Source organism: Porphyrobacter sp. MBR-49 (genome assembly GCF_053628655.1).
The window spans coordinates 275,601-290,423 of record NZ_JBRJGU010000003.1; the positions used below are offsets into that span (position 1 = coordinate 275,601).

Consider the following 14,823-nt stretch of genomic DNA (forward strand, 5'->3'; position numbering starts at 1 on the left):
TTTATTCGGGGGGGAGATCGAAGGGGTCGTCCTGCCGTTCTTCTGATCGGCGGCGCAGTTCCACGCTGCGTTCGGGCGCGGCGAGCGCATCGCGGCGCAGCAGTTCTTCGGCGGTTGGCTTGGTAAGCGCGCCGTAAGGAGCGGTCGGCAGGGTTGCGCCTTGGGGCGGGGTCAGCGGTGCAGGGGTGCCGCATCCGGCGAGCAGGGCGGCGAGCCCGATGAAAATCGCGATCCGCATCATTCCTCCATCCCCAGCGCAGCGCGCGCGCGGGCCACCTGCAACCGAACCTGATCGGGCGCGGTTCCGCCATAGGAGGCACGCGCCGCGACCGAGGCATCAACCGACAGCGCAGCATAGACGCTTTGATCGATCCGCGCATCAATCGCCTGTAAATCAGCCAGCGAAAGCGCATCGAGCGCCGCGCCCCGGCTTTCCGCCAGCTTTACCGCAGCGCCGGTAATATGGTGCGCCTCACGAAACGGAATGCCGGCTGCGCGCACCAGCCAATCGGCCAGATCGGTGGCGGTGGCATAGCCAAGCTCGGCCGCCGCGCGCATCCGGGCGGTGTTGAAGGTGCTTTGCGCAATCATCCCCGTCATCGCCGCGATGCTCAGCGCCATCAGGCTGGCGGCCTCGAACACCGGGGGCTTATCGTCCTGCATATCCTTGGAATAGGCGAGCGGCAGGCCTTTCATGGTGATCATCAGGCTGGTCAGCGCGCCGATCACCCGGCCCGAATGCCCACGCACCAGTTCGGCGGCATCGGGGTTTTTCTTTTGCGGCATGATTGATGAGCCGGTCGAAAGGCTATCGGGCAGGCGGATGAAGCCGAACGGCTGGCTTGCCCACAGGATCAGTTCTTCGGCCAGCCGCGACAGGTGCAGCGCGCAGGTGGAGCAGGCGTAGAGAAAATCGAGCGCGAAATCGCGGTCGGATACGGCGTCCAGCGAATTGGCGGTCGGCGCGTCAAACCCCAGCGCCTGCGCGGTCGCATCGCGGTCAATCGGAAAGCCGGTGCCTGCCAGCGCTGCCGAACCGAGCGGGGATTGGTTCATCCGCGCGCGCGCATCGGACAGCCGCGAACGATCACGCCGCAGCATTTCGAAATAGGCCATCAGATGGTGGCCCAGCGTTACCGGCTGCGCGGTTTGCAGGTGGGTGAAGCCGGGCATGATGCTGTCGGCGTGCTCGCCCGCGCGGGTGACAAGCGCGGTTTGCAATCCCGCCAGCCCTGCGTCCATCTGGTCAATCGCATCGCGCACCCACAGGCGGAAATCGGTCGCCACCTGATCGTTGCGGCTGCGCGCGGTGTGCAAGCGACCCGCAACCGCGCCGACCAATTCGGCCAGCCGCGCTTCGGTGGTCATGTGGATGTCTTCGAGATCCCAATCCTCGGGCGCGCCGTTGGCGGCATATTCGGCGGCGACTATATCCAGCCCCGCGCTGATCGTGGCGGCATCCTCAGACGAAACAATCCCTTGCGCGCCCAGCATGGCGACGTGGGCTTTGGACGCGGCGATGTCCTGTTGCCACAGCGCTTTGTCGAACGGGATCGAGGCGTTGATTTCGCGCATGATCGCGCTAGGGCCAGCGGCGAAACGCCCGCCCCACATCGCGTTTGCTGCACCATTATCGGAGCCTGTCATGTCCCGCTCGTCGCTCATTCTCGCAATTCCGCTCCTGCTGCTGGGGGCTTGCGATAGGGCCGCCGACGCGCCAGCGCAACCGGGCGCGCGCGAAGTCAATTCCGCGCCCGCTGGCACGGTGGTGCGCAGCTTTGCCGGAAGCCCGCTTCCGGCGATGCAATTTACCGACCCGGCAGGCGCGGTGCTTGATCTGGCGGCGCAAGATGGCCCGGTGCTGATCAACCTGTGGGCGACATGGTGCGCGCCCTGCGTGGTGGAAATGCCGCAGCTCGACGCGCTCGCGGGTGAACTGGAGGGCGAGGTCAGGGTCATCACCATCAGCCAGGATCTGCGCGGGGCCGATGCGGTGACGCCGTTCTTTGCGCAGCAAGGCTTTGCCCGGCTCGAACCGTGGCTCGATCCCGATGCGCAGATGTCGGCGCAGTTTTCGCCCGAAGGCCTGCTGCCGCTGACGATCCTGTTCGATGCGCAGGGGCGAGAAGTGTTGCGGGTGACGGGCGCTTACGAATGGGACAGCGCAGAGGCTATCGCGATGATTCGCGCGATGTGACGTCACGTTCGAATGCGCCCATGCTGGCGGGCTATCACGACTGTCTGCTACTGCTGATGGCTGGGGTGGCAGGATTCGAACCTGCGCATGCCGGTACCAAAAACCGGTGCCTTACCGCTTGGCTACACCCCAGCAAGAGCGGCGCTCTATAGCGTGTCCGATCAGGATGTGAAGGGGGCGAACGTGGCTGTTTGCCCCCTTTCTGATCCGGCTATCCCAGCCGCTTGCCGATGAAATCTGCGGCTGAATGGCGTTCTACTAGCTGGGTATCCTCATCGCCCCACACCTTGTTGACGATTCGCCCGCGTTTGACAGCGGGGCGCGCATAGATGTCATTTACCCAGCGGCCGACGTTTTTGTATTCGTCGATGCTGAGAAAGGTCTTGGCGTCGTTGTAGATTTCGCCAGTGGTAAAGGGCGCAAGCCACGGGAAATTGGCGATATCCGCGATGGTATATTCATCGCCCGCCAGGAAGCGGGTTTCGCCGAGCCGTTTATCTGCGACATCGAAAATCCGCTTGGTTTCCATTGCATAGCGGTTGATCGGATATTCGTATTTTTCCGGAGCATAGGCGTAGAAATGGCCAAACCCACCCCCGATGAACGGGCCGGTGCCAACCTGCCAGAACACCCAGCTGAGCACTTCGGCGCGGGCCTGCGGATCGGTGGGCAGGAAGGCGCCGAATTTTTCGGCGAGGTGCACCAGAATCGCCCCGCTTTCAAATACCCGGAACGGCTGCGGCCCGCTACGATCGATCAAGGCGGGGATTTTGGAATTGGGGTTCGCGGCGACAAACCCGCTGGTGAACTGGTCGCCGCTGCCGATATTGACCGTCCATGCATCATATTCCGCGCCCGCGTGTCCGGCTTCGATCAGTTCTTCGAGCATTACCGTCACCTTCACCCCGTTGGGCGTGGCGAGCGAATAGAGCTGGAAGGGGTGCTCCCCCACCGGCAAATCGCGTTCCTCACGCGCGCCCGCGGTCGGGCGGTTGATGCTGGCGAAGCGTCCGCCCGAAACCGTATCGGCGTTCCAGACAGCGGGCGGGGTATAGGTGGCGTCGGCCATGATTGCGGCTCCTGTTGTTGTTGCGGCAACATTTGCGCCTTGGCCGATCAAGGTGCAAGCATATCGGTGCAATCGAATGGCTTGTGGGGCGCAAAGCAGGACTTTTATCGCATCGCTAGGAACGCCGGGGATTCCCCGCTAGAGCCGGTGCGACAGCCATCCGGAGCGCGCGCGAACCATGAGCGATAACTCGCACCCCTTTTTCGATATGCACGAACACGGCTTTGTTCGCGTGGCCACCGCGACCCCGTGCAGCCGCCCGGCTGATGTCGCCTATAACACCGCAGGCGTGCTGGCCGAGGCGGAGAAGGCGCACGCGGCGGGCGTTGATCTGGTGGTGTTCCCCGAACTCACACTGTCATCTTACGCGATCGACGATCTGCTGCTGCAACACGCGCTGATCGAGCGGGTGGAGCAGGCGCTGGCCGAGGTGGTCGCGGCTTCGGCCGATCTCAACCCGGTGCTGGTGGTGGGCGCACCGCTGCGCCGTGCGGACAAGCTGTATAATTGCGCCGTGGTGATCGCGGGCGGGCAGGTGCTGGGCGTGGTGCCCAAAAGCTTCCTGCCCAATTACCGCGAGTTTTATGAAAAGCGCCATTTTGCCCACGGGCGCGGTTGCACCGATTTGTGGATCGGGGTGGCTGGGGAGGAAGTGCCGTTTGGCACCGATCTGATCTTTGCTGCGGCGAACCTGCCGGGCTTCCGGTTCGGCGTCGAAATCTGCGAGGATTTCTGGGCGCCGATCCCGCCGGGGATGACGGCGGCGATGGCGGGCGCGCTGATCCTGTGCAACCTTTCGGCCTCGCCCGTCACCATCGGGCGCGCGGATGATCGCCATCTGCACTGCCGCTCGTCTGCCAGCCGCGCCATCGCCGCCTATGTCTATTCGGCTAGCGGGCATGGCGAAAGCACCACCGATCTGGCGTGGGACGGGCAGGGCGTGATCTACGAAATGGGCGACCTTCTGGCGCAAAGCGCGCGGTTCGACCGATCTGGCGAGCTGTGCGTGGCCGATATCGACACTGACCGGATCGCTGCTGAACGCCTGCGCAATCAGACCTTTGCCGATGCGGCTGAGGCAGCGGGCCGCCCCGAAGACAGCTATCGCCGGATCGTGTTCGAACACGCCTATGCGCCTGGCGATGTCGGGCTTGTCCGTGAGATCCGGCGATTCCCCTTCGTCCCCAACCGGCCCGATAAGCTGGACGAGGATTGTTACGAGGCGTTCAATATTCAGGTCGATGCGCTGATGCGGCGGATCGAGGCGACGGGCGCGAAAAGCCTGGTGATTGGCATTTCGGGCGGGCTGGACAGCACCCACGCGCTGATCGTGGCGGCCAAGGCGTGCGACCGGCTCGGTCTGCCGCGCACCACCATTCGCGGTTATACCATGCCCGGTTTCGGCACCTCGGATCACACCAAGGGGAATGCCCACCGGCTGATGGCAGCGATGGAAATTACCGCGGGCGAGATCGACATTACCCCTGCCGCGCGGCGAATGCTCGAGGATATCGGCCACGCCTTTGCGCAGGGCGAGCCGGTGCATGATGTGACCTTTGAAAACGTGCAGGCGGGCCTGCGCACCGATTATCTGTTCCGGCTGGCGGGGCAGCATGGCGGTTTTGTTATCGGCACCGGCGACCTCAGCGAGTTGGCGCTGGGCTGGTGCACCTATGGCGTGGGCGATCACATGAGCCATTACGCGGTCAATTCGGGCGTTCCCAAAACGCTAATCCAGTATCTGATCCGCTGGGTTATCCAGACCGGGCAATTCACCGATGCCTGCGGCGAAGTGCTCGGCGCGGTGCTGGATACCGAGATTTCGCCCGAACTGGTGCCACCGGGAGCGGACGGCGCGGTGCAATCGACCGAGGAACTGGTTGGCCCGTATGAACTCAACGATTTCTTCCTCCATCACGTGATCCGCTATGGCCAGCGGCCCGGCAAGGTCGCGTTTCTGGCGTGGCACGCGTGGAAAGCGCGCGAGGAAGGGCTGTGGCCTGCGGGCTTCCCGGCGGAGGGGCGCAGCGAATATTCGCTGGCGACCATCGCGCACTGGCTCGACAAGTTTTGCGCGCGGTTCTTCGGCTTTTCGCAGTTCAAACGCTCGGCGCTGCCCAATGGGCCGAAAGTCTCATCCCAAGGCGCGCTGTCACCGCGTGGGGATTGGCGCGCGCCGTCGGATGCGGCGGCGACAGTGTGGCGCGACGAATTGCGCGGCAGCCTGCCCGATGCGGTGGTGCATGAGGTGTTTGGCGACACCGCCCGCTGATGCCCGCCAACCTGCCCGCCTCCGCGCTGGGGATCTTGCTGTTCTGCAATGTCGCCTGGGCGATGAATGTCGTGGTCAGCAAGATCGCGGTCAGCACGCTGGGCCTGCCGCCGCTGTTCTACACCGTGCTGCGATCGGGCATTGTGCTGGTGGTATTGTTCCCCCTGCTGCGCCAGATCCCGGCACGTTTGCCAGTGGTGCTGGCGATCGGCTTTGCCATTAGCGGGGGCAGTTTCGCGCTGCAATTCATGGGTTTGCAATCCGCAACCCCATCGGCGGTAGGGGTCGTGACCTTGGCCGGTGCGCCGATGACGGTGTTGTTCGCGGTGCTTTTTCTGGGCGAGCAGGTGCGCTGGCGACGCGGCATCGGGATGGCGCTGGCGCTGGGCGGGGTGGGCCTTGCGATGGGTTCACCGGCTGAGGGCAGCAGCTTTGCGGGGCTGGCACTGGCCTTTTGCGGCGTGCTGATCGGGTCGCTCGGATCGGTGTTTGTGAAGCGCATCGCAATCGGCGCGGTGGCGCTTCAGGCGTGGGCGGCGCTGATATCATTCGCCATCATGCTGCCGGTGACATTCACGTTTGAAACCGGGCAGTTGGACGCGATCCGCGCCGCGCCGCTGGCAATTGCCGGGTGCGTGGTGTTTGCCGGTGTGGTCGTTTCAATCGGCGCGCATTCGGCCTATTTCAAGCTGTTGCAGGCCCATGATGCCAACCTGATCGTGCCGCTGACCCTGCTGACCCCGCTGCTGACGATCGGGTTCGGGGCGTGGCTGACGGGGGATGCGATCGGCTGGCCTTTATTGGCGGGCGGGGCGCTGGCGATCATCGGCGTGGCGATCATCGTGGTGCGCCCCAGCCGCAACATCTTCAAACCGTTGCTGGTGCGGCCAAGGCTATGACCCAAAGCGCGATGAGTCTGACTCATCGCGCTTTGGGTAAGCCCGTGCGGCGCCTGAGCAATTCCAACGCGTGATGCGCCAGCATCTCAGCGCGCTGGTATAAGGCCCCAATGTTTCACGTGAAACACCGGGCAGGACGGGCCTAGAGGGGGCCTAGGGCGGGTCAAGCGAAGGCTGGATCCCCCGCTTTTCCCGGCTACCTCCCGGCCAATTTATCGGCTGATGCGGGTCAGCCCCGGTCCATGGAGAAGCGCCCCGGGCCAAAGCCGACCACCTGGAACATCCCGCCTGCAATCGCGAGATTCTTGAGGAAGCTGGTGAACTGCATCTGGTCGGCGAAGTCAGCGTGGAAGATGATTGCTGCAGCGATGCTGAAAAGGCCCAGCGCGGCGGCGGCGGCGCGGGTCTGATATCCCGCGATCAGCAAAACAGCCCCGCCGACTTCCAATGCGATGGTGGCATAGGTAATCACTTCGGCAAATGGCAGGCCCATGCTGGCGATGTAGCCGGTGGTGGCCTCGATCGTCGCGATCTTGCCTACGCCGGCGATCAGAAAGATCGCGGCGAGCAGCAGCCGGGCGACCAGCGCCACCGCGTCTTGTGGCAGAAAGCCGAAAATCGGGGCTGCGGGGTTGGTGTGATTGGTCATTGTGGTTCTCCTGTTGCGTCTGGTGGTCGGATCAGGCAGCGATCCTGGCCGCCTGTTCGTGTGCAGTGGTAATCTTGCTCTCGCCGTCTTCGCCCATGATCCCGTCGGCGGCGACCATCGTGACATCGGTGATACCAAGGAAGCCGAGGAAGAATATCAGCCAGCGGCTCATGAAATCAATATCGCTGCCCATCGGGGTGCCGCCGCTGGCGATGGTGATGTAGGCTTTCTTGCCGGTCAGCAGGCCTTCAGGCCCGGTCGCGGTGTAACGGAAGGTGGTGCCGGCGCGGGCCACCAGATCGGCCCAAGCCTTGAGCGTCGCAGGCGGACCGAAATTATACACCGGGCTGGCGATCACGATGGTGTCTGCCGCCTGCAATTCGGCAATCAGCGTATCGGCGATGGCGGCAAGGTCGGCCTGTTGCGGAGTGCGATCCGCCGCCGGGGTGAGGTTTGCGCCGAACCGTTCGGCGCTCACGAACGGCAGATCATTCGCGGCGAGATTGCGGGTGGTGACGCCTGCGCCGGACTTGGCGGCAAGGCCATCGACAACGCGCTGACCCAGCCCGCGCGAGATGCTGTCGCTGTCCGAACGGATGCTGGCGGTGATGTAGAGAATATTGCTCATCGGGGGATTCCTTCGATTTTGGAAACAGGGGGTGGAGCCGGCTGGCTGGGGGGGAGGGGCCAGCCGGCTCCGGGGGGAAATTACGCTGCGTCGACCAGCACCACTTCGCTGTTTTCGATTGCGGTGATGGTCACGCTATCCAATTGCGTAATCGCCACCCCGTCGCGTGCGTTGGCTTCAACCTCACCGATCCGCACCTTGCCGGTGGCGGGGACGAGGTAGAGGTGACGGTCAGAGCGGATCGGCGTGTAGGTCACGCTTTCACCCGCCCTTATCGTCGCGCCCAGCACACGGGCATCGGCGCGTATCTTCAACGCATCATCATCATTCGCCGCCCCGCTGGCCAGCGCCACGAACGCGCCGTTGCGGCTGTCCTTGGGAAACTGCCGCGCACCCCAGCTGGGTTCGCCGCCGCGTTGATCGGGGATGATCCAGATCTGGAACAGCGTGGTTTCGCCATTTTCAAGGTTGTATTCCGAATGGCGCACACCGGTGCCAGCGCTCATCACCTGGACATCGCCCGCTTCGGTGCGGCCTTCGTTGCCCATGCTGTCGCGGTGGGTAATCGCGCCGGTGCGGACATAGGTGATGATTTCCATGTCGCTGTGCGGGTGGGTGGGAAAGCCCGTGCCTGCGGCGATCCTGTCATCGTTCCACACCCGCAATGCGCCCCAGTGGACGCGGGCGGGATCGTGGTAGCTGGCAAAGGAAAAATGGTGCCGCGCATCCAGCCAACCGTGGTTGGCCGCGCCAAGCGTGTTGAAGGGTCGCAGTTCGATCATGACGGTTCTCCTGTCTGTTGAAACAGGAAATAGGAGGAATCATTCAAACGGATAAGTGCGATAAAACTTGCCAAAACGTTCGGAAAATCTGAACATATGCACCATGAAACTCGGTGAACCCACCCTCGATCAATTGCGCATCTTCATCGCCGTGGCCGAACATGGCAGCTTTGGCGGCGCGGCGCGGGCGATGGGGCGCGCGGTGTCTGCGGTATCATACGGCATCGCTCAGCTGGAGGCGCAGCTGGCGCTGACCCTGTTTGACCGCGAAGGATCGCGCCGCCCGGTGCTGACCCCGGCGGGCGCAGGCTTGCTCGCCGAAGCGCGCGGCATTGCTGACGGAGTGGATGCGCTGGTGGCCAAGGCGCACTCGCTTCACGCAGGCCAGGAACCGGCGTTGACGCTGGTGGTCGATGTGATGATGCCGGGCGAGTTGACCGCGCGGGTGCTGGGCGAATTCCGACGGATGTTCCCGACCTGCGCGCTGACCTTGCGGATCGAAGGGCTGGGTGCGGTGGCGGCCTGCGTGATTGCGGGCGGGGCCGATCTTGCCATCGGCGGCCCGGTAATCGGCGATCATCCCGCGCTGGAACGCCACGCGGTGGGCGAAATCACGCTGGTGCCGGTCGCCGCGCCCCATCATCCTTTGGCCCGCGCTGATGTCGCGCCGGGGGAAAGCCGCCGCCACCTACAACTGGTGCTGACCGATCGTTCCCCGCTGACCGAGGGGCGCGAGTTTTCCGTGCTCAGCCCGCTGACCTGGCGGTTGGGCGATCTGGGCGCGAAGCATTCCTTGCTGAAGGAAGGGCTGGGCTGGGGCAATATGCCGCGCGCGATGGTGGCGGGCGATCTGGCGGCTGGCACGCTGGTAGAACTTGACCTGCCCGAACAACCCGGCGCGCAATATCGCCTGAGCGCGCTGTGGCGGCGCGACACACGGCTTGGCCCGGCGGCGAGCTGGCTGGTCGATGCGTTCCGCGATGGGTTGGGGGCTGGGTAAGACTCAGTTTCGTCGCCCCGTGCTTGACACGGGGCTTGGCTATCTTGCGCTCGCGAGGACACATAAAAGCCCAACCCCGTGTCAGGCACGGGGTGACGGTGTTCTATCGAAAGGCCCTAAACCCCCTCCAGCGCTTCAACCACCGTGCCCGCAGCCATCCACGCCTGTTCGGCTGCGGCCAGCGCATCCGCAGCCTTGGCGCGCGCCGTCAGCAAGTCTTGCAGTTTTGCCCCGGCCTGCCCCTGCGCAGCGCTGCTCGCGGCCACAATCTGCGCGTCGAGCCGCTCGACCTCGGCAGACGCACGGGCCAGCACATTGTCGGCCTTTTCCAGCTGCGATTGGGCATAGCGCGTCTCGGCCATGGTCTTTGGCGCGCCCGGCTTGCTGCCTGCGCTGTTGCCTTTGACCCCCTCACCCTTCGGCTTCCGGCCAAGGATGAAGTCGATGTAATCATCCATGCTGCCCGCATATTCGCGCGCGGTGCCGCCATCGACCAGCACCAGCCGGTCGGCGGTGAGTTCCACCATATGGCGATCGTGGCTGATCAGGATCACCGCGCCGGTATAGGCGTTGAGCGCCTGCACCAACGCCTCACGCGCGTCGACATCCAAGTGGTTGGTCGGCTCGTCGAGGATCAGCAGATGCGGCGCGTCGCGCGTGATCAGCGCCAGCGCAAGCCGCGCACGTTCCCCGCCCGAAAGCTTCTCAACCCGCGTCTGTGCCTTTGCGCCCGAAAAGCCGAAGCGGCCCAGTTGCGCGCGCACGGCGCCGGGCGATTGCCCCTCCATCGCGCGGGTCATCAGATCGAGCGGAGTGTCCTCACCCGCCAGTTCTTCGACCTGATACTGCGTGAAATATCCGACCTTGAGCTTGCCCGGCGCATTGACCGCGCCTTCTGCCGGGGCCAGCTGCGATGCGAGCAGGCGCGCCAGCGTGGTCTTGCCATTGCCGTTGCGGCCCAACAGCGCGATCCGGTCATCCGCCTCGATCCGGAAATTCAGCCGCTTGAGGATCGGCGGTGCTTCGCCGTATCCCACCGCCGCCTGTTCCAGCGTGATCATCGGTGATCGCATCTCTGACGGATCGGGGAAATCGAAACTCAGCGTCGGGTCTTCCATCAGCGCCGCGATCGGCTGCATTTTGGCGAGCATCTTGGCGCGCGATTGCGCCTGCTTGGCGGTGGAGGCGCGCGCTGAGTTGCGGGCGACGTAATCCTGAAGGCGCGCACGCTGCGCATCCTGCGACACCTTGGCCGAGGCGAGCTGCGCGGCGCGTTCGGCGCGCTGTTTTTCAAATGCGTCATACCCGCCGGGATACAGCGTCAACTGCCCGCCTTGCAGGTGCAGGATATGGTCGACCACCTTGTTGAGCAGATCGCGTTCGTGGCTGATCACCACCAGCGTGGCGGGGTAAGACTTGAGGAAGTTCTCCAACCACAGCGTCGCTTCGAGATCGAGGTGGTTGGAAGGTTCGTCAAGCAGCAGGATGTCAGGTTCGGAAAACAGCAGCGCGCCGAGCGCGATGCGCATTTTCCAACCGCCGGAAAAACTGTCGACGGGGCGTTGCTGCATCTCGTCGTCAAAGCCGAGACCGTTGAGGATTTTGGCCGCGCGGGCAGGGGCGCTGTAGGCGTCAATCGCCAACAGGCGTTCGTGGACATCGCCCATGCGGTCCATGTCGGTGCAGGTTTCCAGCTCCGCCAGCAGCTGCGCCCGCTCGGTCGCGGCGGCGAGCACGACCTGTTCGGGGGTCATGCTGCCGCTCGGCGTTTCCTGCGCGATATAGCCGATCCGCGCGCGCGCGGGTTTGGTGATTTCGCCGTCATCCGGCTCGATCTCGCCGATCAGCGCTTTCATCAGCGTGGATTTGCCCGCGCCATTGCGGCCAATCAGGCCAACGCGCGCGCCAACCGGCACAGTCGCACTGGCGCGTTCAAGAATGGCCCGGCCGCCAAGCCGCACTGTGACTCCGTCGATGGTAAGCATGGCGGCCCCCTAACAGCCAATTGCCGCGCACCCAAAGGAAATTGCTGCGGTGCGGGATTTCTACGGCCCGAAGCGGATCGGCGTGTCGCCGCTTCGCCACGGCGCGAATTTGGGCATGATGGCGGCGAACAGGGGGGAGGCGAGGTGTCGTTCCAGCCATTCCTGCATATGCGGCAGTCCCTGCGCATCGAACCAGTCGCGATCGGTGTTGGCAAATTGCCGGATGAACGGGAACAGCGCGATGTCGGTAAGGGTGGGGCGATCACCAATCAGATAGGCGCTCATGCCAAGACGCGCATCGAGATCAAGCAACACCGACAAGCCATGCGTGCGATGATCAAGGCGGAATGTGGCCTCATCGCCGGCTGTCTCATCGGGATAGCGGTGCGGATATTTGTAGCGGTCGAGATGGTGTTTGAACGCCCCGTCATTGCGCGCGATCAGCGCCGCATCATCGCCCGCCAGCCAGTGTTCGGGATCGTGCTGCGCCAAAGCCCAGCGCATGATCGCGAGGCTTTCGTCGATCACGGTGGAGTCAGGCAACACCAGCACCGGCACGGTCGCTTTCGGCGATGCTGCGATGAGTTCTGGCGGCTTGGCAGCGAGTTTCACCTCGCGCAATTCCACCGCAATCCCCGCCACCCATAACGCCATGCGCGCCCGCATCGCATAGGGGCAGCGGCGGAAGGAATAGAGGGTAGGGATTTTGGTCACGGCTTCGGCGGAAGCACCGCGCCGACATGCACTTCGCCGCGTGCCTTGGCCAGCGCCTCCTGCCGTTGGCGTTCGGCGTAACCGGCGCGCTGTTCGGGGGTGCGTTCGTCGATGCAGGCAGGGCAGCTGACCCCGTCCTCGTAATCGGGATGGGCCAGCGCAGCAGCGTCAAGCGGGCGGCGGCAGGCGCGGCACAGCGCGTATGATCCCGGTTCCAGCCCGTGGCGCACCGTCACCCGCTCATCAAACACGAAGCATTCGCCTTGCCACAGGCTTTGCGTTTCAGGGATGTGTTCGAGATACTTCAGAATGCCGCCCTTGAGGTGGTAAACCTCCTCCACGCCTTCTGCCCGCAGGAAGCTGGTCGATTTTTCGCAGCGGATGCCCCCGGTGCAGAACATCGCTACCTTCCTCTTGCCATCGAGCAATTCGTCGCGGTGAGCGCGGAACCACGCGGGGAAATCGCGGAAACTGGGCGTCTGCGGATCGACCGCGCCCGCAAAGGTGCCGACCGCGACTTCGTAATCATTGCGGGTGTCGATCAGAACCGTATCAGGGTCAGCGATCAACGCGTTCCAGTCATGCGGATCGACATAGTGGCCGACGGCGAGCGTGGGGTCGATGTCCGGCTCGCCCATCGTCACGATTTCGCGCTTCACCCGCACTTTCATGCGGTGGAACGGCATTTCAGGCGCGGCGGAGTATTTCACGTCGAGGTCAGCGCAACCCGGCAGCGCCCGGATAGCCCCAAGCACCGAAGCCAGCGCATTGTCGGTGCCCGCAATGGTGCCGTTAATCCCTTCGCGGGCGAGCAGCAACGTGCCCTTGATGCCATGCGCCTCGCAAGCGGCGAATAGCGGCGCACGCAAGGCTTCGGGATCGGGGAAGGGCGTGAACTTGTAGAGCGCGGCGACTTGGATCAAACCCGCATCACCCAGCCATGCGTGTCGGCGATCTGGCCGTTCTGGATGCCGACCAGCCGTTCGCGCATTTTCGCCGTCATCTGCCCGATCCCGCCCGCGCCGATGTGGAACTCGCCTGCGTGTGAGGCGACTGTGCCAACCGGGGTGACAACCGCCGCAGTGCCGCAGGCCATCGTTTCGAGCAGGGTGCCGTTTTCGGCCTCTTCGCGCCACTGGTCGATCGAATAAGGCTCCTCGCGCACCTCCAGCCCTTCTTCGCGCAGCATCGCGATCAGCGAATCGCGGGTGATGCCGGGCAGGATCGTGCCGGTCAGCGGCGGGGTGATGACGCTGCCATCCGACCGGACGAAGAACAGGTTCATCCCGCCCAACTCCTCAACCCAGCGGTGTTCGATCGCGTCGAGGAACACCACCTGATCGCAGCCTTGCGCGGTCGCTTCGGCCTGCGGAACGAGGCTGGCGGCATAATTCCCGCCGGTCTTGGCCGCCCCGGTACCGCCGGGGGCTGCGCGGGTGTAACTCTGCGCGACCCAGATTTTGACCGGGTTCACGCCCTTTTTGAAGTAATTGCCGACGGCGCTGAGGATCACAATAAACTTGTATTGCCGCGCGGGCCGCACGCCGAGGAAGGCTTCGGACGCGAACATGAAGGGGCGGATGTAGAGCGCGCCGCCATCAACCGGTGGCAGCCAGGCGGCGTCGGCCACCACCGCTTCGCGCACTGCGGCGAGGAACAGTTCTTCGGGGATTTCGGGCATCGCCATGCGCCGCGCGCTGGCGTTGAACCGCGCCGCGTTGGCTTCGGGCCGGAACAGCGCGAGCCCGCCGTCGGCGTGGGCATAGGCTTTCATGCCTTCAAAGATTTCCTGCGCGTAATGCAGCACGCTGGCGGCAGGATCGAGGCTGATCGGGCCGCGCGGGCCGATGGTCGGCGTCTGCCAGCCGCCCAAGGCTTCGTCATAGTCGACCACTACCATGTGATCGGTGAACACGGTTCCAAAGCCCGGATCGGCGATCCTTACGGCGCGGATGTCATCGGGCGTAGGCGCGGGGTGGGGCGTGCGGGTGAACTGCATGATTTGCGCCTAATCCTGCGCGGGGATTTGGGCAAGATGTGTGTTGGGAGCATCACCATCGCTCGCCCCTCCACCATCCTACGGATGGTCCCCCTCCCCTGAAGGGGAGGACCAGAACGGGCTGCAGGCCCGCAAGCGCGGCCGCGCGCCCGCAGGTGCTCTGCCGCGCAGCGGCAGAAACGCGCCGAGGACGAACCCGCGGAGGCGGGTTCGAAACACAAAAAACTCAAATGAAAAGGGCAGCTCCACCTGTCGGGGAACTGCCCTTTGCATGGTCAGCGGCCGGAAGTGCCGCTCACGAAGCCTTACTCGGCCAGAGAATTACCGAGTATGCTCCGTAGGGATCTTCACCGACCTCGCTACTGAACCATGAGACATCGGATCACCTCCTTTCGCGCTTGTGAGCCAGACCCGCCGCATCACCGGGGGCCGAGAGCCGCGTTCGCCGCTGGCCTCAGGTGCATATGTGAATCATGGACGTGACAAGGACAAGACTTGTATTTAACTTTTCCCACGTCATACTGATTTTCCGCTGCGGCATGGGCGCCTGAGGGACACCTCGGGCGTTTTTTCGTTGCGGCGTTGCCTGTGGACAGGCTGTGCATGGGCCTGTGGATATTAACGTATAG

General features: G+C 64.1%; 14 protein-coding genes and 1 tRNA gene. 4 read left to right on the top strand and 11 right to left on the bottom strand.

The features are described 5' to 3' along the window. Position 1 precedes the first annotated feature (1 nt). Together ACSSV3_RS05825 and argH are read right to left on the bottom strand one after the other, a co-directional pair. Positions 2 to 241, bottom strand: coding sequence for a hypothetical protein (locus ACSSV3_RS05825; protein WP_354322883.1), 240 nt, complete (start codon positions 239 to 241; stop codon positions 2 to 4). Beyond that, complete coding sequence (argH, locus tag ACSSV3_RS05830; RefSeq protein ID WP_354323035.1) at positions 238 to 1,614, bottom strand: argininosuccinate lyase; 1,377 nt, start codon at positions 1,612 to 1,614, stop codon at positions 238 to 240. The genes ACSSV3_RS05825 and argH overlap by 4 nt, the downstream gene beginning before the upstream one ends. Before the next feature lie 31 nt (positions 1,615 to 1,645). Between argH and ACSSV3_RS05835 the strand changes: the two genes are divergently transcribed. After that, entirely contained in the window at positions 1,646 to 2,197 is a 552-nt protein-coding gene (locus ACSSV3_RS05835; protein WP_354322885.1) for a TlpA family protein disulfide reductase, read from the top strand. A 57-nt stretch (positions 2,198 to 2,254) separates the two neighbouring features. Here ACSSV3_RS05835 and ACSSV3_RS05840 read toward each other — a convergent pair. After that, positions 2,255 to 2,329: transfer RNA gene (locus ACSSV3_RS05840), tRNA-Gln, on the bottom strand. Positions 2,330 to 2,408: 79 nt separating this feature from the next. Beyond that, complete coding sequence (gene yghU / locus ACSSV3_RS05845; protein WP_354322886.1) at positions 2,409 to 3,266, bottom strand: glutathione-dependent disulfide-bond oxidoreductase; 858 nt, start codon at positions 3,264 to 3,266, stop codon at positions 2,409 to 2,411. 178 nt (positions 3,267 to 3,444) lie between these two features. On the opposite strand from yghU, the gene ACSSV3_RS05850 reads away from it, so the two are divergent. Next, positions 3,445 to 5,538 carry an NAD(+) synthase gene (locus tag ACSSV3_RS05850; RefSeq protein WP_354322888.1) on the top strand — a complete coding sequence of 698 codons (2,094 nt, stop codon included), beginning with the start codon at positions 3,445 to 3,447 and terminating at the stop codon, positions 5,536 to 5,538. Beyond that, positions 5,538 to 6,437 carry a DMT family transporter gene (locus tag ACSSV3_RS05855; protein ID WP_354322890.1) on the top strand — a complete coding sequence of 300 codons (900 nt, stop codon included), beginning with the start codon at positions 5,538 to 5,540 and terminating at the stop codon, positions 6,435 to 6,437. Before ACSSV3_RS05850 ends, ACSSV3_RS05855 begins: the two co-directional genes overlap by 1 nt. 229 nt (positions 6,438 to 6,666) lie before the next feature. Here the strand turns inward: ACSSV3_RS05855 and ACSSV3_RS05860 are convergent, their stop codons facing one another. The 3 genes from ACSSV3_RS05860 to ACSSV3_RS05870 all read right to left on the bottom strand — a co-directional run bounded on the left by ACSSV3_RS05860 (position 6,667) and on the right by ACSSV3_RS05870 (position 8,496). Then, the gene (locus ACSSV3_RS05860) at positions 6,667 to 7,086 is read right to left on the bottom strand and encodes a DoxX family protein (RefSeq protein WP_354322891.1); all 420 of its coding nucleotides are present in this window, start codon (positions 7,084 to 7,086) and stop codon (positions 6,667 to 6,669) included. A 31-nt stretch (positions 7,087 to 7,117) separates the two neighbouring features. Next, positions 7,118 to 7,714, bottom strand: coding sequence for an FMN-dependent NADH-azoreductase (locus ACSSV3_RS05865; protein ID WP_354322893.1), 597 nt, complete (start codon positions 7,712 to 7,714; stop codon positions 7,118 to 7,120). A gap of 80 nt (positions 7,715 to 7,794) precedes the next feature. Continuing rightward, entirely contained in the window at positions 7,795 to 8,496 is a 702-nt protein-coding gene (locus ACSSV3_RS05870; RefSeq protein WP_354322895.1) for a pirin family protein, read from the bottom strand. 103 nt (positions 8,497 to 8,599) lie between these two features. Here ACSSV3_RS05870 and ACSSV3_RS05875 point away from each other — a divergent pair, with 103 nt between their 5' ends. Further along, entirely contained in the window at positions 8,600 to 9,496 is an 897-nt protein-coding gene (locus ACSSV3_RS05875) for a LysR family transcriptional regulator (RefSeq protein WP_354322897.1), read from the top strand. Between the two features lie 116 nt (positions 9,497 to 9,612). On the opposite strand, the gene ACSSV3_RS05880 is transcribed toward ACSSV3_RS05875, so the two are convergent. The 4 genes from ACSSV3_RS05880 to ACSSV3_RS05895 are packed head-to-tail and all read right to left on the bottom strand — an operon-like array spanning position 9,613 to position 14,194. Continuing rightward, positions 9,613 to 11,481 carry an ABC-F family ATP-binding cassette domain-containing protein gene (locus ACSSV3_RS05880; RefSeq protein ID WP_354322899.1) on the bottom strand — a complete coding sequence of 623 codons (1,869 nt, stop codon included), beginning with the start codon at positions 11,479 to 11,481 and terminating at the stop codon, positions 9,613 to 9,615. 60 nt (positions 11,482 to 11,541) lie between these two features. Next, positions 11,542 to 12,195 carry a glutathione S-transferase gene (locus ACSSV3_RS05885; RefSeq protein WP_354322901.1) on the bottom strand — a complete coding sequence of 218 codons (654 nt, stop codon included), beginning with the start codon at positions 12,193 to 12,195 and terminating at the stop codon, positions 11,542 to 11,544. Beyond that, positions 12,192 to 13,118: an oxygen-dependent tRNA uridine(34) hydroxylase TrhO gene (gene trhO, locus ACSSV3_RS05890; protein WP_354322903.1), complete on the bottom strand. Its 927-nt coding sequence runs from the start codon at positions 13,116 to 13,118 to the stop codon at positions 12,192 to 12,194. Before trhO ends, ACSSV3_RS05885 begins: the two co-directional genes overlap by 4 nt. Next, entirely contained in the window at positions 13,115 to 14,194 is a 1,080-nt protein-coding gene (locus ACSSV3_RS05895; RefSeq protein ID WP_354322904.1) for a branched-chain amino acid aminotransferase, read from the bottom strand. Before ACSSV3_RS05895 ends, trhO begins: the two co-directional genes overlap by 4 nt. Between the last annotated feature and the right edge of the window lie 629 nt (positions 14,195 to 14,823).

Bases quoted from the DNA above. Each gene is read 5' to 3' on its own strand.
- ACSSV3_RS05870 (WP_354322895.1), bottom strand. From the start codon at position 8,496: ATGATCGAACTGCGACCCTTCAACACGCTTGGCGCGGCCAACCACGGT.
- ACSSV3_RS05865 (WP_354322893.1), bottom strand. From the start codon at position 7,714: ATGAGCAATATTCTCTACATCACCGCCAGCATCCGTTCGGACAGCGAC.
- ACSSV3_RS05875 (WP_354322897.1), top strand. From the start codon at position 8,600: ATGAAACTCGGTGAACCCACCCTCGATCAATTGCGCATCTTCATCGCC.
- ACSSV3_RS05855 (WP_354322890.1), top strand. From the start codon at position 5,538: ATGCCCGCCAACCTGCCCGCCTCCGCGCTGGGGATCTTGCTGTTCTGC.
- yghU (WP_354322886.1), bottom strand. From the start codon at position 3,266: ATGGCCGACGCCACCTATACCCCGCCCGCTGTCTGGAACGCCGATACG.
- ACSSV3_RS05880 (WP_354322899.1), bottom strand. From the start codon at position 11,481: ATGCTTACCATCGACGGAGTCACAGTGCGGCTTGGCGGCCGGGCCATT.
- ACSSV3_RS05895 (WP_354322904.1), bottom strand. From the start codon at position 14,194: ATGCAGTTCACCCGCACGCCCCACCCCGCGCCTACGCCCGATGACATC.
- argH (WP_354323035.1), bottom strand. From the start codon at position 1,614: ATGTGGGGCGGGCGTTTCGCCGCTGGCCCTAGCGCGATCATGCGCGAA.
- ACSSV3_RS05835 (WP_354322885.1), top strand. From the start codon at position 1,646: ATGTCCCGCTCGTCGCTCATTCTCGCAATTCCGCTCCTGCTGCTGGGG.
- ACSSV3_RS05860 (WP_354322891.1), bottom strand. From the start codon at position 7,086: ATGACCAATCACACCAACCCCGCAGCCCCGATTTTCGGCTTTCTGCCA.
- ACSSV3_RS05825 (WP_354322883.1), bottom strand. From the start codon at position 241: ATGATGCGGATCGCGATTTTCATCGGGCTCGCCGCCCTGCTCGCCGGA.
- ACSSV3_RS05850 (WP_354322888.1), top strand. From the start codon at position 3,445: ATGAGCGATAACTCGCACCCCTTTTTCGATATGCACGAACACGGCTTT.